The organism is Olleya sp. KJ81-1, from assembly GCF_055808135.1.
In genome coordinates this window covers 550555-572068 of sequence record NZ_CM147854.1, presented here as the reverse complement: position 1 = coordinate 572068, position 21514 = coordinate 550555, and the positions used below count along the sequence as shown (strand labels likewise).

At 32.5% G+C, this 21514-nt stretch carries 22 protein-coding genes and 1 pseudogene; 9 read left to right on the top strand and 14 right to left on the bottom strand.

The window, feature by feature from the left end:
• Positions 1–68 precede the first annotated feature (68 nt).
• From acs to AC0L3M_RS02650, 13 genes are all read right to left on the bottom strand, one after another.
• The gene (gene acs, locus AC0L3M_RS02710; RefSeq protein ID WP_473431744.1) at positions 69–1976 is read right to left on the bottom strand and encodes an acetate--CoA ligase; all 1908 of its coding nucleotides are present in this window, start codon (positions 1974–1976) and stop codon (positions 69–71) included.
• Positions 1977–2175: 199 nt separating this feature from the next.
• Positions 2176–4071: an acetate--CoA ligase gene (locus tag AC0L3M_RS02705; RefSeq protein WP_473431743.1), complete on the bottom strand. Its 1896-nt coding sequence runs from the start codon at positions 4069–4071 to the stop codon at positions 2176–2178.
• A gap of 2 nt (positions 4072–4073) precedes the next feature.
• Positions 4074–4292, bottom strand: coding sequence for a hypothetical protein (locus tag AC0L3M_RS02700; protein ID WP_292949106.1), 219 nt, complete (start codon positions 4290–4292; stop codon positions 4074–4076).
• Between the two features lie 71 nt (positions 4293–4363).
• A complete protein-coding gene (locus AC0L3M_RS02695; protein ID WP_145001464.1) occupies positions 4364–4729 on the bottom strand; it encodes a response regulator transcription factor in 366 nt (121 codons plus the stop codon).
• 16 nt (positions 4730–4745) lie between these two features.
• Positions 4746–7436, bottom strand: coding sequence for an ATP-binding protein (locus AC0L3M_RS02690; protein ID WP_473431742.1), 2691 nt, complete (start codon positions 7434–7436; stop codon positions 4746–4748).
• Complete coding sequence (locus AC0L3M_RS02685) at positions 7429–7623, bottom strand: hypothetical protein (protein WP_473431741.1); 195 nt, start codon at positions 7621–7623, stop codon at positions 7429–7431. Before AC0L3M_RS02685 ends, AC0L3M_RS02690 begins: the two co-directional genes overlap by 8 nt.
• 167 nt (positions 7624–7790) lie before the next feature.
• Positions 7791–9557, bottom strand: coding sequence for a sodium:solute symporter family protein (locus tag AC0L3M_RS02680; protein WP_473431740.1), 1767 nt, complete (start codon positions 9555–9557; stop codon positions 7791–7793).
• Positions 9558–9588: 31 nt separating this feature from the next.
• Positions 9589–9849, bottom strand: coding sequence for a DUF4212 domain-containing protein (locus AC0L3M_RS02675; protein WP_292949116.1), 261 nt, complete (start codon positions 9847–9849; stop codon positions 9589–9591).
• 12 nt (positions 9850–9861) lie between these two features.
• A complete protein-coding gene (locus AC0L3M_RS02670) occupies positions 9862–10305 on the bottom strand; it encodes a hypothetical protein (protein ID WP_473431739.1) in 444 nt (147 codons plus the stop codon).
• Positions 10284–11108 (bottom strand): hypothetical protein, encoded by an 825-nt coding sequence (locus tag AC0L3M_RS02665; RefSeq protein ID WP_473431738.1) that lies wholly within the window; start codon positions 11106–11108, stop codon positions 10284–10286. The genes AC0L3M_RS02670 and AC0L3M_RS02665 overlap by 22 nt, the downstream gene beginning before the upstream one ends.
• A gap of 106 nt (positions 11109–11214) precedes the next feature.
• Complete coding sequence (locus AC0L3M_RS02660; RefSeq protein ID WP_145001459.1) at positions 11215–11634, bottom strand: transposase-like zinc-binding domain-containing protein; 420 nt, start codon at positions 11632–11634, stop codon at positions 11215–11217.
• A gap of 153 nt (positions 11635–11787) precedes the next feature.
• Positions 11788–12141, bottom strand: coding sequence for a DUF779 domain-containing protein (locus tag AC0L3M_RS02655; RefSeq protein WP_473431737.1), 354 nt, complete (start codon positions 12139–12141; stop codon positions 11788–11790).
• A 69-nt stretch (positions 12142–12210) separates the two neighbouring features.
• Positions 12211–13710: an aldehyde dehydrogenase family protein gene (locus AC0L3M_RS02650; RefSeq protein ID WP_473431736.1), complete on the bottom strand. Its 1500-nt coding sequence runs from the start codon at positions 13708–13710 to the stop codon at positions 12211–12213.
• Positions 13711–13883: 173 nt separating this feature from the next.
• On the opposite strand from AC0L3M_RS02650, the gene AC0L3M_RS02645 reads away from it, so the two are divergent.
• The gene (locus AC0L3M_RS02645; protein ID WP_473431735.1) at positions 13884–14804 is read left to right on the top strand and encodes an AraC family transcriptional regulator; all 921 of its coding nucleotides are present in this window, start codon (positions 13884–13886) and stop codon (positions 14802–14804) included.
• Here the strand turns inward: AC0L3M_RS02645 and AC0L3M_RS02640 are convergent.
• A complete protein-coding gene (locus AC0L3M_RS02640) occupies positions 14801–16177 on the bottom strand; it encodes an alanine/glycine:cation symporter family protein (RefSeq protein ID WP_473431734.1) in 1377 nt (458 codons plus the stop codon). The genes AC0L3M_RS02645 and AC0L3M_RS02640 overlap by 4 nt on opposite strands.
• Before the next feature lie 117 nt (positions 16178–16294).
• Between AC0L3M_RS02640 and AC0L3M_RS02635 the strand changes: the two genes are divergently transcribed.
• The 8 genes and pseudogenes from AC0L3M_RS02635 (at position 16295) to AC0L3M_RS02600 (ending at position 21514) form a co-directional block, all read left to right on the top strand.
• Positions 16295–17329 (top strand): heparan-alpha-glucosaminide N-acetyltransferase domain-containing protein, encoded by a 1035-nt coding sequence (locus AC0L3M_RS02635; protein ID WP_473431733.1) that lies wholly within the window; start codon positions 16295–16297, stop codon positions 17327–17329.
• Between the two features lie 85 nt (positions 17330–17414).
• A complete protein-coding gene (locus AC0L3M_RS02630; RefSeq protein WP_473431732.1) occupies positions 17415–17978 on the top strand; it encodes a TetR/AcrR family transcriptional regulator in 564 nt (187 codons plus the stop codon).
• Between the two features lie 73 nt (positions 17979–18051).
• Positions 18052–18603: a carboxymuconolactone decarboxylase family protein gene (locus AC0L3M_RS02625; RefSeq protein WP_473431731.1), complete on the top strand. Its 552-nt coding sequence runs from the start codon at positions 18052–18054 to the stop codon at positions 18601–18603.
• Between the two features lie 93 nt (positions 18604–18696).
• The gene (locus AC0L3M_RS02620; RefSeq protein WP_473431730.1) at positions 18697–19011 is read left to right on the top strand and encodes an EthD family reductase; all 315 of its coding nucleotides are present in this window, start codon (positions 18697–18699) and stop codon (positions 19009–19011) included.
• 3 nt (positions 19012–19014) lie between these two features.
• Positions 19015–19662, top strand: a complete 648-nt coding sequence (locus AC0L3M_RS02615) for a hypothetical protein (protein WP_473431729.1) — start codon at positions 19015–19017, stop codon at positions 19660–19662.
• Positions 19663–19738: 76 nt separating this feature from the next.
• Positions 19739–20394 (top strand): annotated as a pseudogene (locus AC0L3M_RS02610) (DsbA family oxidoreductase).
• 30 nt (positions 20395–20424) lie between these two features.
• Positions 20425–21087, top strand: a complete 663-nt coding sequence (locus AC0L3M_RS02605; RefSeq protein ID WP_473431728.1) for a peroxiredoxin-like family protein — start codon at positions 20425–20427, stop codon at positions 21085–21087.
• Between the two features lie 10 nt (positions 21088–21097).
• A complete protein-coding gene (locus AC0L3M_RS02600) occupies positions 21098–21514 on the top strand; it encodes a hypothetical protein (RefSeq protein ID WP_473431727.1) in 417 nt (138 codons plus the stop codon).

Here is a 21514-nt window from a genome sequence, read left to right as displayed (position 1 = left end):
GTAATGCCCAAATAAATAATTATATATTACTATTTAAGTTTGCTTTGTCATGCTTTTTTACAATGATACTACAGTACATTATCCATTATTTCTTGCACACATTCTGGATTTAATAATGTACTTGTATCTCCTAAATTTTCTGTCTCATTACTTGCTATTTTACGTAAAATACGACGCATAATTTTACCACTTCGTGTTTTAGGTAATCCATTGGTAAACTGTATTTTATCTAACTTAGCGATTGGTCCTATTTGCTCAGTAATTAACTGATTAATCTCTTTACGTAAATTGTCTTGATCTCTACTTTCTCCTGTTTCCTTAAGGGTTACGTAACCGTATAAAGCGTTTCCTTTAATATCGTGCGGAAAGCCAACAATTGCACTTTCTGATACAGCTGGATGCTCGTTAATAGCATCTTCTATTGGTGCAGTACCTAGGTTATGTCCTGAAACAATAATAACATCATCCACACGACCAGTTATCCTGTAGTAGCCAACCTCATCACGTAATGCGCCATCTCCTGTAAAATATTTACCCTCGTAGGCAGAGAAATAAGTGTCTTTATAACGTTGGTGGTTTCCCCAAATGGTTCTTGCCATACTTGGCCAAGGGAATTTTATACACAAACGACCATCGACTTGATTTCCTTTTATTTCTTGTCCATGCTCGTCCATTAATGCTGGCTGAATACCAATAAATGGTAAGGTTGCATAGGTTGGTTTTGTTGGTGTTGCAAATGCGATTGGTGTAATCATTATTCCTCCAGTTTCGGTTTGCCACCAGGTATCTACAATTGGAGCTTTACGTTTTCCAACGTTATCATCGTACCAATGCCAAGCTTCTTCGTTAATTGGCTCGCCAACTGTACCCAATACTTTTAATGAGGATAAATCGTGTTTTTCTAAATGCTCTACGCCTTCTTTAGCTAAGGCACGTATTGCTGTTGGTGCTGTGTAAAACTGATTGACTTTATGTTTTTCGACAATTTCCCAAAAGCGTCCAAAATCCGGATAGCTTGGTACACCTTCAAACATTACGGTTGTTGCTCCGTTACATAATGGTCCGTAAACAATGTAACTGTGTCCAGTAATCCAACCAATATCTGCTGTACACCAATACACGTCTTGCTCTCTGTATTGAAATACATTTTTAAACGTATATGCCGAATATACCATGTAACCTCCTGTGGTGTGCACCATACCTTTTGGTGTACCTGTGGATCCTGAAGTGTATAAAATAAATAACGGATCTTCTGCATCCATTATTTCTGGTACGCAGTCATGATACGCTTCGTCCAAAAGTGGTTGTAACCATTGGTCACGACCTTGTTGCATATTAATGTCTGAGTTAATACGTTTTGCAACTAAAACAGTATTTACACCAGGACAATCCTGAAGTGCTTCGTCCACAATACCTTTTAAATCTATTGTTTTTGCACCACGATAAGATCCATCACTTGTAATTACCATTTTACAATCACTATCATTTATTCTGGTTGCTAAGGCTGTTGCCGAAAATCCTGCAAATACAACAGAATGAATTGCGCCTATACGTGCACATGCTAATACAGAAACTGCCAATTCAGGAATCATTGGTAAGTAAATACAGACTCTGTCTCCTTTAGCTACTCCATTTTCTTTTAATACGTTTGCAAATCTACAAACGCGATCGTGCAATTCTCTGTAGGTAATATGAAGCGCTTCTTCGTCTGGACTGTTAGGTTCAAAAATAATAGCTGTTTTATCTCCTCTTGTATATAAATGTCTGTCTATACAGTTTTCGGTTATATTTAATTTGGCACCTTCAAACCATTTGACTTCAGGTTTATCAAAATCCCAGCTTAAAACGTTGTCCCATTTTTTACGCCACATAAAATGCTCTTCGGCAATTTCTTCCCAAAAACTCTCTGGGTTTCTGACGGATTTACGGTAAACTTGGTAGTACTCTTCTAAATGTTTTATGTGATAATTACTCATAATTAGTTTAATTTATTAAACACTATACTTGTGTTTATTGGGATATTTATATTATTAATTTAGTTTTTATTTTCTAGACACTTCGACTGCGCTCAGTGTGACAAATAGCTATTTATCTTTTTACATCTCGATACAATTTTCTCGTACCTCAAAAATCACTCGATGTGACGTATAATTTAAAGCGCATTGTATCCATAACTTATTTATGAATCCCAATACTATGGGTTTTATATACTATTTTTATTTCGTCTATAATTGTAACATCATCAATGGTTGACGGTATATTATACTGTTGCTCATCAGCGATATTACGTAACAATTTACGAAGAATTTTTCCACTTCTAGTCTTTGGTAATCGGTTTACTACCAATACCTCTCTAAAGGAGGCTACTGCTCCTATTTCGCGACGCACATCTTGTATAATTTCATTTTGAATAGCATCGTTATTTAAAGTTGTTTCTGTTTTTAAAACCACTAAGCCTAATGGCTTTTGTCCTTTAAGTTGGCAATGCACGCCAAATACAGCACATTCTGCTACAGATTTATGTGAAGAGACAATTTCTTCCATTTCGGCAGTAGATAATCGATGTCCAGCAACGTTTATAATATCGTCTACACGACCAGTAATAAACACATAACCATCTTCGTCTTTGTAACCACCATCTCCAGAAAAATAATAACCAGGAAAACGATCCAAATAGCCCGATTTAAAACGTTCTGGATTTCCCCAAAGGTTACTTAATGTTCCTGGTGGTAATGGTAATTTTATAGCAACATAGCCTTCTACACTAGATTCTACTTCCTCTCCTTCTTCATTTAATATGCTAATATCATAACCTGATACAGGTAATCCAGCCGAACCTGGTTTTATGTCTTGTAAAGCAACACCAACCATATTTGCAATCATTGGCCATCCGCTTTCGGTTTGCCACCAATGATCAATTACAGGAATTTGAAGTTTTTCTTCAGTCCAACTTAAGGTTGCCACATCACAACGCTCTCCTGCTAAAAACAAATATTTTAAACTTGACAGATCAAAACGTTTTAACATCTGACCATTAGGGTCTTCTTTTCTAATAGCTCTAATTGCTGTTGGAGCAGTAAACATTGCTTTTACATTATGCTCATTAATTACACGCCAAAACGTAGACGCATCTGGTGTTTTAATAGGCTTCCCTTCAAAAACAATAGTTGTGTTGCGGTTTAATAATGGTCCGTAAGCTATAAAACTGTGTCCTACAACCCAACCTACATCACTCGCTGCCCAAAATGTTTCACCTTCATTTACACCATAAATATATTTCATAGAGAATTTTAAAGCGGTTGCATAACCTCCTGTATCTCTAATAATTCCTTTTGGTGTTCCTGTGGTTCCTGAAGTATATAATATATAAGAAGGATGTGTGGAATTTACCGAAATCGCTTCGATTGATGGAGATGTTTCGACTAAAGTTTGATAATCTACATCGTAGTTTTTCTTCGGAATCTCAACACCTAATTGTCTATCAAAAACTATAACATGTTCTGGCTTTACTTCCGCTTTAGCGATTGCTTGATCTACAAAAGGTTTATAAGGAATAATTTTCTGGATTTCGACTCCGTTTGATGCAGTAATAATTGCTTTTGGCTTACAATCATTAATTCTAATAGCCAACTCGTGTGGTGCAAAACCACCAAACACAACCGAGTGTATTACACCAATCCTAACACATGCCAACTTAGCATATAACGCTTGCGGAATCATAGGCATATAAATAATACACGTATCGCCTTTTTGCAATCCTAAACTTTGTAATCCACCTGCAAGTTTTGATACTTCGTGGTGTAATTGATTAAAGGTAATATGCTGTTTTACATTAGTAACTGGCGAATCGTAAATAATTGCATTTTGATCTCCAAATCCTTCTTTGATATGTTTGTCAATACACAAATAACTTAGGTTAAGCTCTCCATCCTGAAACCATTGATCATAGTCATATTTATCTTTAGACAATATGTTTTTTGGTGCCGTAAACCAATCCAATTGCGAGGCCTGTTCTTGCCAAAATTGCTTTGGTTGCTCTATACTTTTTTTATAAAATTCTTGATAATACATAGCTAGGCTTTTTTAGAATTAAATAAGCCAAACCAATTAGGATTAAGTACTTTTAACTTGACAAGTGCATAGATTATAAGCACAAAACAAAGCCCTAAAACTATAGACAGCATTGGACTTGTATAGGTTTGACTTTCAAATTTAAACCTAAGATAAAGCGTAGCGATAACATAAATACTAATTATAATATCTGACGCTAATGGATTGATGTGAAATTTCATGTCTTTAAACTTTAATTAAACTTAGTTTGTTTGCACACAAAACCAATTTTAAATAAACTTAAAAAACTGTTTTAAGTCACTAGCTCCATAATTTCTGAAACTATTTTTTTTACTGAAAAAGGTTTTGTTAAATACTTATCTGCTCCAAGTTTTAAACCTTTTTCAATATCTGAAGCCTTATTTTTAGCAGTTAAAAATACCACTTTAGTATTCTTTAAACTGTCCGTATTTTTAATATGTGTTAATGTTTGATAACCGTCTACATTTGGCATCATAATATCTAACAAAACTACATTAGGAATATGATGTTTTAATATCTCTAAAGCCTCACTTCCATCTCTTGCAATAAACACTTCAAAATCTTGTTTTTTGAAGGTATATTCTAACGACATTACAATATTAGGTTCGTCGTCTACAATTAAAATTTTCTTCTTCATACTTTACGATAACAATTTACTTAAAAGGTATGGTAAAAACAAGCGTTGCGCCATTTTTAACGTCTTTTTTTGCCCAAATTTTTCCGTTATGCTTTTCTACGATTTGTTTTGTGATTGCTAAACCTAATCCGCTACCCTGTGGTTTAATAGTATTTTGGTGTTTTGACTGGTAAAATTTATCAAAAATAAACTTATGGTCTTCTTCTGGAATCCCTTTACCATTATCAGTTACCGAGATTTCTACAGTTTGATTTCCTAACTTATAGTCTATTTCAATAACTCCTGTTTTTGGATTACAAAATTTAATTGCATTGGATAATAAATTAATTAAAACCTGAAGGATGCGATCCTCATCATATTTAGTACTAAATGTATGTGGATTATTATTAATTATTTTAACCTCTTTTTTAGCTGCAATCTGAGAGATACTGCTAATGGCTTGGTGGATTGTTTTTTGAATATCGTGATATTGTAAGTCTAAATGTAAACGACCAGTTTCAAGCTTTTCAAAATCTAATATATTATGTATTAACCGTCCTAAACGATCAGTATCTTGCAAGATGTTTTTTAAAAACTGAGCTTTAATGTCTTTTGGCATATCATCGTCATCATCCATTAATAGTTCGGTTGCAGCTCTAATACCTGTAATTGGTGTTTTAAGCTCATGTGCAACTGTATCTAAAAACTCGTCTTTTTGTTTGTCTTTACTAATTAATTCTTCATTTGCATCTTTTAATTTTGAAGACAGTTGAGACAATTCGTTAGATTTTTCTAGAAGTACCTTGTTGCTAACAATGTTTTCTTTAGACTCTTCCAAAATCTTTAACACTTCTACTAAGCTAATCTGTTCTTCTTTTACAACACTTGCAATTAATATTTTAGCTGAAGCCGAACCAATACTTCCTGTTAACAATTTTTCTGAAAAATTAATTAATCTTGCATCTGCCAATTGGGTGTCTTGAGGCAACTTATATTTTGTGAAGAATATATTTAATGCTCGAGTGGCTCTTTTTTCACCTAAAAAACGAATTAATACATTTTTAATATCTGCAACATGTGCTTCACCTTTCCAGACCAATGCACTATCCTGAAGCGTTGTAAAATTATTACTATCCACAAACATCTCTGCATAATTACGCTCTCGGTAATTACCTTTTGAGGTTAATGAAAACACTAAATAACTCATAATATTAAATGTCATACTCCAGAAAAACGCATGCGCAGGTGGACTTAAAAAATCGATACCAAATAAAGCATAAGGTTTTAAAGCTGAAATACCGAATAACCCTAACTGAGTAAAATCATCCTTACCTGTATAAGCCTGTAATGTAAAGGGTAACACCAAAGTATAAATTGCTATAAAAAAACCTACAATTATACCTGTAATTGCTGCTTTAGAAGCACCTCTATTCCAATATAATCCTATAAAAAATGAAGGTGCTAACTGTGATATTATGACAAATGAAATTAACCCTATGGAGTACAACGATAATTCTTTTGAAAAAGAAACATAAAAGAAATAAGCCGAAATTATAATAGTAAAAATAGAAATACGACGAATGTTCTTAATGTATTTTGAATTTCGTTCTGGTTGGTTTTTAATAAACTTATCTAAAAAACCATAAGGAATAATCAAGTTGTTACTCACCATTGTAGACAACGCCAAAGTAGATACAATTACCATGGATATTACAGCAGAGAAACCTCCTAAAAAAACTAGTGTTGCTAGAAAAGAATTTCCGTTTTCTAATGGTATTAACAGTGAGTAATACTCTGCATTTTGAGTATCTCCAAAAGTTAATTTTCCAGCCCAAGCAATAAAAATAACAAACAGATTAAATAACAATAAATACAATGGAAACAGCCAAATTGCTTTTTTAAGATGTTTTTCTCTATTGTTTTCTAAAACCGAAACCTGAAATTGTCTTGGTAATAAAAATATAGCCATAAAGGACAAGCCTATCAAGAAAAACCAGTTAAAACCATCTTCTATCCCACTAAGTGTGGTGAGCTGTTTAAAGTTTTCGGTAACTGAAATTTTCTCGTAAATATCTGTTGTTCCATCAAATAGATAAAACGTGACATAAACACCGATTGCTAAAAAGAAGACTAGTTTTAAAACCGACTCAAAAGCTACTGTAGCAATAATACCTTTATGTTTTTCCGAAGCATCCGCATTTTGAGTCCCGAAAAAAGTAGCGAATATTGCTAATAATAAAGCGACGTAAAAAGTAGAATCGTCAATTACTGCGGTAGAAACATAACTAGTATCGTCGGACATTATTTCAAACGTTTCTGAAACTGCTTTTAATTGCAATGAAATGTATGGCAAGGTTCCGAATAAGCAAATAATAGTTACTAAAGCACCAAGAAATCGACTATTTCCATAACGTAAGGATATAAAATCTGCAATAGATGAAATTTTATGTTGTTTAGAAATACTAATAATCTTTCTAAGCACTACAATCCATAAAGGCGCAGCTATAACTGGTCCTAAATAAATTGGTAAAAAATTGATTCCTGAATTTGCTGCAATTCCAACACTTCCGTAATACGTCCATGCCGAACAATAGACTGCTAATGACAACGTATAGACATAGGGATTATTAACCCATTTGCTTTGTCGTTTTTTTTCAGCAAGAAAAGCAATGTAAAATAACACTGCTAAATAGATGACAATTATGGCTATTAATGCGTAATTATTCATAGTGGCGTTTTAATACGATATATGAAATAACTATGGATAACAACCAAATTGAAAATATTGATAAATATAAGGTTGGGATTCCAAAAATGGCACCTTCAAAATTGAAAACTAAAATAAACGGAATATTAAAAATTAAACACAATGCTATTGATAATACCACTAGCTTTTGTTCGTGTCTTTTTTTCATTAGGTTAATTGGTTTTGCTTTCCGCGAAAGCGAAAAATTTATGATGTTACTAATATAAGAAAATCAGCACTACAATTTGTAATGCTGACTTTCTAACTAACTAAATTAAAATTAAGCTCAATACATTTTCGCTTTCGCGGAAAAATACTCAGACCGAACTCAATGTTTTAATGGTCTTGAGCTTCTCCAGCTCCTGAAGGGATTCTAATACTTTCAACCATATCTTGTACATCTTGAGGTGGTGCAGGTGTTAATCTAGACACCACTAATGATATTACTACATTTACACACATTGCAATGGTACCAAATCCTTCTGGAGATGTACCAAACCACCAATCTGCACTTGTACCACCACCAAACATGTTTAGTTTAAATTTCATCATGTAGAACAGCATTAAAACAATACCGACAACCATACCAGAAATGGCACCTTGACTATTCATACGTTTATCAAATATTCCTAAAATAATAGCAGGAAAAAAGGAGGCTGCTGCCAAACCAAATGCTAGCGCGACGACTGCTGCCACAAATCCGGGCGGATTAATACCAAAGTAACCTGCAATTAATATAGCTACAAATATGGCTATTCTAGCTACCTTTAATTCGTCTTTATCAGAAATATCTGGTTTTAATTGCTTTTTAACTAAATCATGAGACACAGATGTTGAAATTACCAATAATAATCCTGCTGCTGTAGATAATGCTGCTGCCAATCCTCCGGCTGCTACTAAACCAATAACCCAATTAGGCAGATTTGCAATCTCTGGGTTTGCCAATACCATAATATCTCTATCTACATATAGCTCGTTTGAAGCATCACTTACATTAGCTACTATACGCTCTCCACTTGCGCCTCGTGCATCTGTATATTCTGGTTTTTTACCTGATAAAGCATCTCCAGCAACATATTGAATTTTTCCATCTCCATTTTTATCAGACCATGCTATCAATCCTGTATTCTCCCAATTTTTAAACCATTCTGGGATTTCTTTATACTCTTTATTACTAACCGTTTCTATTAAATTAGTTCTTGAAAACACTGCAATTGCAGGTGCAGTAGTATATAAAATAGCGATTAAAAACAAAGCATAACCAGCAGATTTACGTGCATCTTTTACTTTTGGTACTGTGAAAAAACGCACAATTACGTGTGGTAATCCTGCAGTACCTGTCATTAAAGCCAATGTAATTGCAAACACATCCCAAGTAGATTTTGTTCCGCTAGTATATTCATTAAAACCTAACTGTGTGTGTAAAGTGTCTAATTTATCTAGCAAAAATGCACCACCTTCTACCTTACTTCCCATCCCTATTTGCGGAATAATATTTCCGGTCATTTGCATTGATATAAAAAATGCAGGCACCATAAATGCAAATATTAACACACAATATTGTGCTACTTGTGTGTATGTGATTCCTTTCATTCCTCCTAATAAAGCAAAGGTTAAAACCACTGCCATACCAATAGCAACTCCAATATTAATATCCACTTGTAAAAATTGAGAAAATACAATACCAACACCTCGCATTTGTCCTGCAACGTAAGTAAATGATACAATTAATGCACAAATTACAACTACTGTTCTTGCGGTATTGGAGTAATACCTATCACCAATAAAATCAGGTACTGTAAACTTACCAAACTTACGCAAATATGGTGCTAATAATAAAGCTAAAAGCACATATCCACCAGTCCAACCCATTAAATAAACCGATCCATCATAACCTGAAAAGGAAATAATACCAGCCATACTAATAAAGGAGGCTGCACTCATCCAATCGGCTGCTGTAGCCATACCATTTGCTAACGGAGAAACACCTCCACCAGCAACATAAAATTCTTTTGTTGAGCCTGCTCTGGCCCAAATTGCGATTCCAAAATATAAGGCAAAAGTAAGTCCTACTAATAACCATGTCCAAAATTGTACACTCATAATATTATAGTTTTTAAGTTATTAGTTTAGACTACTCGTCAAAACCGTATTTTTTATCTAGTTTATTCATTAATCTTACATACACGAAAATTAAAATTACGAATACATAAATGGATCCTTGTTGGGCAAACCAAAAGCCTAGTTTAAAGCCTCCTAGCCTAAATTGGTCTAATTCTTCTCTAAATAAAATGCCACATCCAAAGGACACTACAAACCATATGACAAGTAATATTGCTAGGTATTTAATGTTTTCTTTCCAGTACGCTGTTGCGTGTTTTTGTTTATCACTCATAGTTGTTAGTTTTTATAGGTAAATCATTGCTTGAAGCGAAATAGTATTTGAATCCAATGCTCCAAATTCTTGATTTGTATATTCTAAAGTTAATTTTGAATTATGTCCACTCATATACGCATTTACTCCAATGCCTAAAGTAGATCTATCATCACTTACAGCATCATAACTATGAGTACCGTAACTTACGTAAGGTTGATAACGTGTTTTAGCTTTGTCACCTTTAATAACATAACCAACATGACCGTAAATCATGCTTCCTGTACCATAAGCGCTATATAAATAATCTTTACCGTAATCGCTATTTTGATAGACCGCATAAGCAGTAATTGCGCTTCCATTATCACCTAGAGGCGCATCATAAAAAGCATCTACTGCAAAGATGGAAACATCCTCACCTTCTAAATTTGGTGTTAATGCAGTACCAGTATCTATTACAGATCCTTTTGGATGCAAGAAAAAACCAGCTCCAACATTAAATATTTTTTTCCACCTAAATAACTACCTACTTTGTAAGGCAGAAAGTTAGATTCTTGATCTAAGAAATTATAATCAAAATAACCTGCATATGTTTTACCTGCATCTTTAGATCCTAAAGTTGCACGACCATTATAAACTGCTTCGCCACCTGCAACAGCAGTACGCGCATCTAACGATGATACAGAGGCATCATTAATAGCTACGCGATATTGAAGTTTATCAAATTTACCTTTTGCAAATACACCTAAATGACGCGCAAATTGATCCGACAACCCAATTGTTGCCCAAGATTGACGGTTGTTATCCAACGTCATCATATTAAGCGTGCTTTGATTATTTAATCTAGAAATCCCATTAAAATAGTGCAAACCTCCACCAACTGTGTGGTCTTTGCCTAAATTGTATTGTGCCCAAACATCATGAAAAAAGAGTTGAGAACCATCTCCTTTTCCAGTAGGACTAAGTGTAGAACTTGTTAAACTGTTTAATCCGAAGTGTGTTACGATTAAAAAGTCTTTATTAATTTGTGCAAACATCAAAATTCGAGCACGACGCAAATTAAAATTTAATTTACTATTCTCATTTCCGTTTGCATCAAAAGTATCGTCTGTGTTATAATTAGCTTGGACTTGTGCCCAAGAAATAAGCCGAAGATATTTAGAACCATCTTCGTTAAACTTAAACTTAAGACCTCCATCGTAATCGGGAGAGCCTTGAGCTGTCATTAATTGAAAGGACATTAAAAAGAGTCCTACCAATAATACGGTTGTTTTTTTCATTGTTTTAAGGATTAATTAGTAGTTAATTGGTTTTGTGTGCACTACTAAGCTCTTAAAAACAATGTGTTAACAAAAAATTAATATATTTATTTGTTAATTTACTATACTAATCCTTAAAGCGTTCCCATTTAATCAACATGAATTTATCTCCTAACTCAGTAACTACAACGCCTGCACCTTTTATGTTTTTTGAATCACTAAAATAAATAGCTAACTCTGATGCGTTTAAAATCTTATATGTTGGGTGATAATTGGAATTGTATGGGCGTTTTATGTTGTACTTTTTTACCCAATTCATGATGCTTACATGAGAAATTCCTAAAATGCGTTCAATTTCCCGATAGGTTAAGCCTTCTAAGTATAACTGTAACGATTTATTAACGTAGTAGTCGTCTATTTTCTTTCCTATCTTATTAACAGAGAAGAAATAGTTGCATTTTTTACACTTATAACGTTGTCTATCGTTAACAATTCCGCTTTTAATGTAATGGTCTGATCCACAATTTGGGCACAAATCTACTGTCATATATATTAATTTAGCATAAATATATCAATTTAGCAATATAATTAATACTTATTTGTTAAATAATTAATGAATACCCACAAAAAAAGCCCTAAAAACAACAATATTGTTGGTTTTTAGAGCTTAAATTATTAAAATAGGAATTCCTTTTTAAAATCAGTTATTAAAAAAAGCCTCCTCTTCTGTAGTTAATAATCTTGAATGAATTAAAAATCGTAAACCTAACGGAATCTCTAAAGAGAAGCTTGCACCACGACCTTCTGTAATGTCTACTGTTAAATGTGTGTGTTTCCAATATTCAAATTGGTCTTGATTCATATAAAAATTAACACCATTTAAAGTTCCTAAAAGTATATCGCTTTCATCTAAATACAAATCGCCTTTTTCGAATAACATAGGAGCAGAACCATCGCAACAGCCTCCACTTTGATGAAAAATTAAATCGCCATGTTTTGTTTTTAATTGTTCTAATACTTTTACTGCCTCTTCTGTGATTGCTACTCTTTCCATAATTTAAAGTTATTAAAAAAGGCTGAATTATAATTTAAGTCAGCCTTTTATACTATTAATCTGTTTCTACTAAAAGAAACCTAATTTGTTTTTATCGTATGAGATTAACATATTTTTAGTTTGACGATAGTAATTAAGCATCATCACATGGTTTTCTCTACCAAATCCAGATTTTTTATAACCTCCAAATGGTGCATGTGCAGGATAAGCATGATAACAATTTACCCAAACACGACCAGCTTTAATGGCTCTTGGTATTTGGTATAATTGGTGTGCATCTCTAGTCCACACTCCTGCTCCAAGTCCGTAAAGTGTATCGTTAGCAATTTCTATTGCTTCTGCTTCATCTTTAAATTTAGTAACACAAGCTACAGGACCAAAAATTTCTTCTTGAAAAACTCTCATTTTATTATGTCCTTCTAAAATAGTTGGCTGAATGTAAAATCCATTTGCTAAATCTCCTTCTAGTTTTTTAGCATCTCCTCCTGTTAGTACTTTGGCACCTTCGTCTTTACCAATCTTAAAATAAGATTGTATTTTTTGGTATTGATCGTTAGACGCTTGTGCACCAACCATGGTGTTAACATCGTAAGGATTATCTTGTACAATTGCATTAGTACGTTCTATAACGCGCTCCATAAAAGCATCGTAAATATCTTCTTGAACTAAAATTCTTGAAGGACACGTACAAACTTCACCTTGATTAAACGCAAATAAAACTGCTCCTTCAATAGCTTTGTCTAAATACGCATCGTCTGCATCCATTACAGAATTAAAAAATACATTTGGTGATTTACCACCTAACTCCATTGTTACAGGATTTAAGTTTTTGGATGCGTATTGCATAATTAATTGTCCTGTTGTAGTTTCTCCTGTAAACGCAACTTTATCTACTTTAGGACTTGAAGCTAAAGGTTTACCAGCTTCTGGTCCAAAACCGTGTACAATATTTACAACTCCTGGAGGAAATACATCTGCAATTTTCTCCATTAATAAAGTTGCCGAAGAAGGTGTTTGTTCGGCTGGTTTTAAAACTACACAGTTACCAGTTACTAAAGCTGGAGGCAACTTCCATGACAACATTAATAATGGGAAGTTCCATGGTATAATTTGACCTACAACACCTAATGGCTCCTTAATATTCATGGATAATGTGTGTTGGTCCAACTCTGTTGCACTACCTTCTTCCGATCTAATACAAGCTGCAAAATAACGCCAATGGTCTGCTGCCAATGGGACATCTGCATTCAACGTTTCTCTTATTGGTTTTCCATTATCACAAGTTTCAACTAAAGCAAATTCTTCTAAATTGGCTTCAATAATATCTGCTACTTTGTTTAATAAATTAGAACGTTCCGTTGCTGAGGTATTTCCCCAAGCTTCCTTTGCTGCATTGGCTGCATCTAAAGCCATTTCGACATCTTCTTTTTGAGATCTTGGATATTTAGCAATTAAACTATTATCTATTGGAGAGGTGTTCTCAAAATATTGTCCACCTAAAGGTTCTATAAATTTTCCGTTTATAAAATTGCCATATTGTTCTTTAAATTCAGGTTTAGAATAACTCATATAATTTCATGTTAAATTAGTAATTAGATAATTTATTAGTTTAAAAAATAGATTATCTTTAGTTTTGATAAAGTTATTTTATCATATTCTAATTTAATTGAACAGAATTATCATAATCTTGAACATATCTATTATTAACAAATTTATGTTCAAATTTTATTGTAGTATTGATTATGCAGTCCTTATTAAACAATCATAAAAGCAACAGAAAACTGACCACCTTAGTGGAAAACAGAACAACGTATAATGCAGATTATGCCGAGCTTAATATTTTTGAAACTCACGCTTTCGCGGAAAAAGTCTCGTTGACGTTTAACTTTCCGATTATTGCAAGTATGCTAACTGGACAGAAAGTTATGCATTTAGATGGTTTTGACCCTTTTGATTTTTTTCCAGGTGAATCTGTAGTGATGCCAACCAATAAAGAAATGGTAATTGATTTTCCTATTGCCACAAAAGAACAACCAACACAATGTTTAGCCTTAGGTATTGATGCTTTTAAAATTAATGAGGTTGTAGAAAAATTTAACCAACAAGTGGCTATTGAAAATGAAAATAACAGTTGGGATTTAAATGAAACCACTTCTCATTTAATAAACAATACAGATGTTAATCATTTAATTGAAAGACTAACCTACACCTTTACTAATAACAACAAATCTAAAGATGTATTACTAGATTTAATGATACAAGAATTGATTGTTAGACTGCTTCAAACTAAAGCAAAGTCCTTAATTATAAACGACCCTAATCAGATTTTTAATGATACTAGAATTGGAACGGTTATTAAATATATTAAAGACAATTTAACCAATAAAGATATTAGTGTAGACCTACTTGCTAAAAAAGCCTACATGAGCACGTCTCACTTCCATAAACAGTTTAAAAACACCTTAGGTATCTCTCCTATTGATTATATAAATTCTGAAAAAATTAAATTTTCTAAAAAACTGATTAAAGAATCCAAAGATTTTAGAATGTCCGAAATTGCATTTAAATCTGGATTTAATAACACCAGTTATTTTAACCGACAGTTTAAAAAAATGGAACTAATGACGCCTCAACAGTTTAAAGCTTCGGTAAATAAAATTTAAATTTCTTTCATCCTTTTAAAATATGCTTTAGCTTCTTTTAAAACTTTAGGAGCCAATATTAAAGTTGCTGTCATAGTTGGAATTGCCATTAAAGCAAAAACACCATCAATCAAATTAATCATTAACGCAAGTGATGTTGTTGCTCCTAAAATAATACTTAGTATATAAAAATAATTATAATAATGTTTGTGTTTATCTCCTATTAAAAACGATAGACATTTTCCGCCATAATAGGCATAAGAAAACAATGATGACACACTAAATATTACAATACAAAGCAATAATAAATAGCGTCCAAAAGTTGGCATTGCTGCTCCAAAAGCATTAGCTGTTAGGCTTACTCCATTAGCTTCTGTAGTTTGCCAAACACCTGTTACCAAAATTGCCAAAGCAGTAAGCGTACAAACTATTAAAGTATCTATTGCTGGTCCTAGCATAGCAACTAAACCTTCACGAATAGGTTCGTTAGTTTTTGCTGCTCCATGTGCTAAAGGTGCTGTACCAATACCAGCTTCGTTTGAAAATGCACCACGACGAACACCCAAAATTATTAATCCACCTAAAAGACCACCTAAAAAAGCATCTCCTTTATAATTTTCTGCTGCAAAAGCATCTGTAAAAATAAGTTTAAAATAAGTTGGCACGACTTCCGCATTAGCGAACAAAATAATAAGAATTAACACAAAATATAGCAACACCATACTTGGTACTAATTTGGATGCTACTTTACTAATTCTGTTTAAACCACCTAAAATTACAACAGATGTTATAGTAACTAATACCAAACCAATAACTAAATTGGAGGTAAAATTTACTGTAATTCCGTTAGGCTTTAAAACAATATCATTAATGGCTTGCGTTAATTGATTAACGTTAAATACTGGTAAAGCACCAATCAAACCACAAAAACTAAACAAAACCGCTAATGGCTTCCAGTGTTTACCTAATCCTTCCATTATAAAATACATTGGACCACCTTGTGTATTACCTTCGCTATCCTTACCACGATACATTATAGCTAAACTTGAAGTAAAAAACTTGGTTGACATACCAACTACTGCACTAATCCACATCCAAAATACAGAGCCTGGTCCTCCAATAGAAATTGCGACTGCCACACCAGCAATATTACCCATACCAATGGTAGAGGATAAGGCTGTGGTTAATGCTTGAAAATGAGTGATTTCTCCTTCGTCATCCTGATTATCATACTTACCACGTAATATTTGTATGGCATGACCTAAATATCTAAACGGTAAAAACTTAGACAAAATTAGCAGGTATAATCCACCTCCAATTAATAAAATTAGTAGTGGTAAACCCCAAACAAAAGAGGCAAAATCTGCTATAAAGTCATTTATTTTATCATACATATAACTACAAAGTTTTAGACTTTAAATATAACTATTATCTTTACAACCCTAACAAAAATACCATTTGAAACCAACTAGACTTTTTTTCTTGATGCTGTCAGAGCTTTTGCTATACTAATGATGTTACAAGGTCATTTTATAGACTCGCTTTTAAACGCAATTTATCGGGACACTTCCAATACTATTTATAATATTTGGGCTTATTTTAGAGGGATTACAGCTCCAACCTTTTTTACTATTACAGGTTTAGTATTTGTATTTTTATTATTAAAAGCTAAAGAAAAAGGTACAGAACAAGAGCGAATTAAAAAAGGAATAAATCGAGGCTTACTGTTAATTGTATTGGGTTATGCCTTGCGCTTTTCGTTTATTAGTTTAATGTATGGGCAAGTTAACATGAATTTTTTACAAGTAGATGTCTTACAATGCATAGGTCTATCCTTATTAATTTTAATTTTTTTATTTAAAATAAGTTTTAAAAATGAATGGGTTTTAGCCGCATTATTTTTAATAATAGGCTTTAGTATTTTTGTGTCAGAGCCATTATACCGAACCTTAAAAATTGAAAACGCGCCAATATTATTCTCTAATTACTTAAGCTTACAACATGGATCGGTATTTACTATAATTCCATGGTTTGGCTACGTTGCATTTGGTGGTTTTATTGCTGTACTATTTGCTAAATTTGGACATAAAAACAACTATAAACCTATTAAAATTGCTGCCTTTTTAATTATAGGTGTGTTTATGATTTATTATTCTAGTCCAACTTTAAAACTACTAGATAGCCTATTTAATTTACCTTTATTTACCAGAAGTGCTAACTACAATTATTTGTTTAGCAGACTTGGAAATGTATTGGTAATCTTTGGGATCTTTTACACTTTTGAAACTTATCTTAAACAAGCTATAATTACTAAAATCGGTCAAAAAACGTTGTCTATCTATGTCATTCATTTTATGATTATCTACGGTAGTTTTACAGGTTTAAGCTTAAAACACTTTTTTTATAAAAGTTTAAATCCAACCCAAGCTATCCTTGGTGCTATTGCTTTTATGGTGGTTGTGTGCTTTATTTCTTTTTATTATGTGCAAACTAATACCTATTTATATAATAAGATTCGCAAGCTTTATTTAAAGCTTAAAAACTAAAAAAATGTTAAAAGCTTTTTTATTACTAACCAATCGTTTAGTTTTGTCATGTAATTAGAAGTTACCGTTTACACGGAAATTAAAAATGGCAAGAACAAAACAATATAACGAAGCTGAAGTAGTCGAAAAAGCAATGCACCTTTTTTGGAAAAATGGTTATGAAACTACTTCAATGCAAATGCTTGAGAAAGAAATGGGCATTAACAAGTTTTCTATATATTCTAGTTTTGGCAACAAACATGGTTTGTTTTTAGAAAGTTTAAAGCTTTACAAATCTAATGTAAGTACTGTATTAGATAAGTTGAAAAAAGGAACTAAGGGTATTGAAGATATTAAACAATTTTTTCACGACTCTGTAAGTTCTAATTTTAAAAGCGACAAAGTTAAAGGGTGTTTTGTTACCAATACCTACAATGAGTTTTCTGATAAAGAAGACGAATGCATTCAAAAGCAAATGAATAGTTTTATGGATAATTTAAAATCCATAATTATTGAAAAGCTAGAAATGGATGCTTCAAAAAACGAAGAAACTATAGCAAAACAAGCTAACTATTTATTGCTAGCCAAACACGGTTTAGCAGCAGCATCTAGAGTTAACACAAAAGAAGAAATTGAGGATTATATAGAAATGGTCTTCAAAAATTTATAAACATTTTTTTACACAATAACTAAACGAACGTTTAGAAAAGATTAACAGAATATTAAAATAAAAACAAGAAATTATGACAACTTTAAAAATTCACAACATCGAAACTGCACCAGAAGCTGCAAAACCATTATTAGAAAACTCTCAAAAAGCATACGGAATGATTCCTGGTTTACACGGAGTTTTAGCTGCTTCACCAGAATTATTAAAAGCATACCAAGAGTTACACCAATTATTTACAGAAACATCTTTTAATAACGACGAGCTTACTGTGGTATGGCAAACCATTAACGTAGAACATGCTTGTCATTACTGTGTACCAGCACATACAGGTATTGCTAAAATGATGAAAGTTGATGATGCAATTATTGACGCTTTACGTAATGAAACGCCTCTTGCAGATGCAAAATTAGAAGCACTACGTACTTTAACATTATCTATAACACGTAATCGTGGAAATGTTTCGCAAGCAGATTTAGAAGCGTTTTATGCTGCTGGATATGGAGAGCAACAAGTATTAGAAATAATTTTAGGATTATCTCAAAAAGTAATTAGTAATTACACAAACCACATCGCAAATACACCTGTTGATGAGGCTTTTCAAAAATTTGCTTGGTCAAAAAAATAATCTAGTTTTTAAATTAAAAACTATAGGTTGATTAATGGCTACAAACCTTCCTCCTTTTTTGAGGAAGGTTTATTAATTTTATAACAAAAAATCATGATAAAAGTATCAGTAATGTATCCAAACAGTAAAGATGTACAGTTTGATGCAGACTATTATAAAAATACGCACTTACCAATGGTATCAAAATTAGTTGGTAGCGCTTTAAAAGATTTAGAATTAGACTTAGGTATAGCTAGCAGAGTTCCTGGTGAGCCTGCACCTTATGTAGCTATTGCGCATTTAAAGTTTGATAGTATTGAGACTTTCCAAGAGTCCTTTGGACCTCATGCAGAAACTTTTGCAGCAGATGTAAAAAACTATACTAATGTTCAAGCTGAACTTCAAATTAGTGAAGTTATAACATTTTAAAAAATGAAAACACAAGAGATTAACATAAAACCACTAGCTAAGCCATGTTTTAAAAAAGTATTTAGAACAACTACCGAAGCTCCTGGTTTTATGCATCTTGTTTTCGATGAAAAACAACTTACTCCATATCAATTTAGATCTATTATGATAGATTTAAAGAATGAATTATCAGCACTAAGTGTTTCAAAATTCAACAAAAAACTAAGCTATCATTGGCTTGTTCGCTTTGATCAGCAAGTAAACACACCTTTTCATGTAGACAATGCTGCAGATCAATCTATTTTACTTTTAGGTTACGAACCTAGCGACATAAAAAGTGAATTACAGCTAGCTGATTATCATAAATATGCTAACCAAGCCTACAACACTCCAGAAGATTACTTTAATAGGTTTACGCCTATTTTTAAAGAGGATGAGAATGTATTAAAGCCTTATGTTACTACAATAAATACATTTAATAAGGACTATTATTCCATTGTAATTATAAATAATAGTAATCCAAAATCGAATTTAGAAACTTTAGGATTGTTTCATAAAGCAACAATTCTAAATAAAGATTTAAGCAAAAGCAGAATTGTAAATTCTATGGTTTTAAATGTTGTTTCAACAGATGAAATAACGGAAGACGAAAAAAAGAAAGCATCTTTCTAAACAGTGATTTGATTAGTAAATAAGTAGATTAGTGTTATAGAAATCAATATAAATTTCAACTAAAAAAAATAAAATTATGGCAGATAAATTAAAAATAGATATCGTTTCAGATGTTGTGTGTCCTTGGTGTACCATTGGCTACAAACGTTTAGAAAAAGCAATACAAGAATTAGGTGTTGAAGATAAAATTGACATAGAATGGCAACCGTTTGAATTAAACCCAAATATGCCAGCAGAAGGTCAAAACGTAACGGAACATATTACAGAAAAATATGGTTCTACATTAGAGCAACAAAAACAATCGCAACAAATGATGACTAAAGCTGGTGAAGAACTAGGATTTAAATTCGATTATTTTGATGAGATGCGAATGGCAAACACTTTTGATGCTCATGTTTTATTAGAATATGCTAAAGATTTCGGCAAGCAAACCGAATTAAAAATGACCTTAACCAAAGCTTTTTTAGCGACAGAAAAGACGTGTCTAAAAGAGATATTTTAAAAGAAGCCCTTTTAGAAGTTGGTTTAAATGCAGATGAAGCTTTAGCGAAATTAGATAGCGATGAAGCACGATTGGAAGTAAGAAACAAACAAAACTATTGGAAAAACATGGGTGTAAACTCAGTACCAACTATAGTTTTTAATCGAAAAAGTGCAGTAACAGGAGCACAACCTGTAGATACTTTTAAACAAGTGCTAACAGAGTTAATTGCTGAACAACAAGCAGTTTAATTTTATAATTTTTCAAAAGAAAAGAACGATATGAGTTCAAATAAAAAAGGAGAGTTAGATGTATTGTTAGACGAAGTTCGTCAAGCAAGCGCATCTAAATTTACAGACGAAAAGAAACAAATATATGCAGATGGAATTTCTAGTGTACAAAACTCTGGAGTTTTAGATTCGGCCTTAAAAGTTGGTGACAAAGCGCATAATTTCACTCTAAAAAATGCCTTAAACGAATCGGTTAGTTTAAACGACCAATTAAAAAACGGACCTGTTGTTTTAACTTGGTACAGAGGTGGTTGGTGTCCATATTGCAATATTACTTTGCACGCTTTACAAGAAAAATTACCAGAATTTAAACAAGAAGGCGCTACACTTTTAGCTTTAACTCCAGAATTACCTGATAATTCACTAAGCACATCAGAAAAAAACAAACTTGAGTTTACGGTTTTAAGTGATATAAAAAACATTGTAGGTAAACAATATGGAGTGGTTTACACGTTAACAAATGATGTTGCTACTATTTATAATGCTGGTTTTGGACTAAACGAAGTTAATGGAGACGCAAGTAATGAATTGCCTTTAGCTGCAACTTATGTTATAGATACCAACGGAATAATTACCTATGCTTTTTTAGATGCAGATTATACACAACGTGCAGAACCATCGGAAATATTGTCAGCTTTAAAACAATTGAAATAACATTTTTAAAATGAAAAAACTAGTTAGAATTCTCACAGGAATCCTAGGTTTCATAATGTTTGTTCCAGGTTTAGCAAAGTTTAGAGAACCTTTTAAAACATTTATTTACAAACACCTTACAGGTATTGGTTTTCCGTTACCAGATGTTATGCAATATGTTGTGAAATTTAGCGAAATTGGTGTTGGTTTAGCCATGTTATTTTTAGCATTTAAAGGCAATAGCCTAAGCCAAAACCTGAGAGAAAAAATATTCTACTTAGGTAATTTAACCATTATTATAATGATGGTAGTTGCTGTGTACACACATTTGCATCCAAATGTTCCTGCAGATGTATTACCATTAGAATTTAAACCACCTGTAATGCCTATTTCTTATATAGTATTGGTATTTTTAAACCTCTATTTATATAAAAAATCAAAATCGTAA

Bases quoted from the DNA above. Each gene is read 5' to 3' on its own strand.
- acs (WP_473431744.1), bottom strand. From the start codon at position 1,976: ATGAGTAATTATCACATAAAACATTTAGAAGAGTACTACCAAGTTTAC.
- AC0L3M_RS02705 (WP_473431743.1), bottom strand. From the start codon at position 4,071: ATGTATTATCAAGAATTTTATAAAAAAAGTATAGAGCAACCAAAGCAA.
- AC0L3M_RS02700 (WP_292949106.1), bottom strand. From the start codon at position 4,292: ATGAAATTTCACATCAATCCATTAGCGTCAGATATTATAATTAGTATT.
- AC0L3M_RS02695 (WP_145001464.1), bottom strand. From the start codon at position 4,729: ATGAAGAAGAAAATTTTAATTGTAGACGACGAACCTAATATTGTAATG.
- AC0L3M_RS02690 (WP_473431742.1), bottom strand. From the start codon at position 7,436: ATGAATAATTACGCATTAATAGCCATAATTGTCATCTATTTAGCAGTG.
- AC0L3M_RS02685 (WP_473431741.1), bottom strand. From the start codon at position 7,623: ATGAAAAAAAGACACGAACAAAAGCTAGTGGTATTATCAATAGCATTG.
- AC0L3M_RS02680 (WP_473431740.1), bottom strand. From the start codon at position 9,557: ATGAGTGTACAATTTTGGACATGGTTATTAGTAGGACTTACTTTTGCC.
- AC0L3M_RS02675 (WP_292949116.1), bottom strand. From the start codon at position 9,849: ATGAGTGATAAACAAAAACACGCAACAGCGTACTGGAAAGAAAACATT.
- AC0L3M_RS02665 (WP_473431738.1), bottom strand. From the start codon at position 11,108: ATGAAAAAAACAACCGTATTATTGGTAGGACTCTTTTTAATGTCCTTT.
- AC0L3M_RS02660 (WP_145001459.1), bottom strand. From the start codon at position 11,634: ATGACAGTAGATTTGTGCCCAAATTGTGGATCAGACCATTACATTAAA.
- AC0L3M_RS02655 (WP_473431737.1), bottom strand. From the start codon at position 12,141: ATGGAAAGAGTAGCAATCACAGAAGAGGCAGTAAAAGTATTAGAACAA.
- AC0L3M_RS02650 (WP_473431736.1), bottom strand. From the start codon at position 13,710: ATGAGTTATTCTAAACCTGAATTTAAAGAACAATATGGCAATTTTATA.
- AC0L3M_RS02645 (WP_473431735.1), top strand. From the start codon at position 13,884: ATGCAGTCCTTATTAAACAATCATAAAAGCAACAGAAAACTGACCACC.
- AC0L3M_RS02640 (WP_473431734.1), bottom strand. From the start codon at position 16,177: ATGTATGATAAAATAAATGACTTTATAGCAGATTTTGCCTCTTTTGTT.
- AC0L3M_RS02635 (WP_473431733.1), top strand. From the start codon at position 16,295: ATGATGTTACAAGGTCATTTTATAGACTCGCTTTTAAACGCAATTTAT.
- AC0L3M_RS02630 (WP_473431732.1), top strand. From the start codon at position 17,415: ATGGCAAGAACAAAACAATATAACGAAGCTGAAGTAGTCGAAAAAGCA.
- AC0L3M_RS02625 (WP_473431731.1), top strand. From the start codon at position 18,052: ATGACAACTTTAAAAATTCACAACATCGAAACTGCACCAGAAGCTGCA.
- AC0L3M_RS02620 (WP_473431730.1), top strand. From the start codon at position 18,697: ATGATAAAAGTATCAGTAATGTATCCAAACAGTAAAGATGTACAGTTT.
- AC0L3M_RS02615 (WP_473431729.1), top strand. From the start codon at position 19,015: ATGAAAACACAAGAGATTAACATAAAACCACTAGCTAAGCCATGTTTT.
- AC0L3M_RS02605 (WP_473431728.1), top strand. From the start codon at position 20,425: ATGAGTTCAAATAAAAAAGGAGAGTTAGATGTATTGTTAGACGAAGTT.
- AC0L3M_RS02600 (WP_473431727.1), top strand. From the start codon at position 21,098: ATGAAAAAACTAGTTAGAATTCTCACAGGAATCCTAGGTTTCATAATG.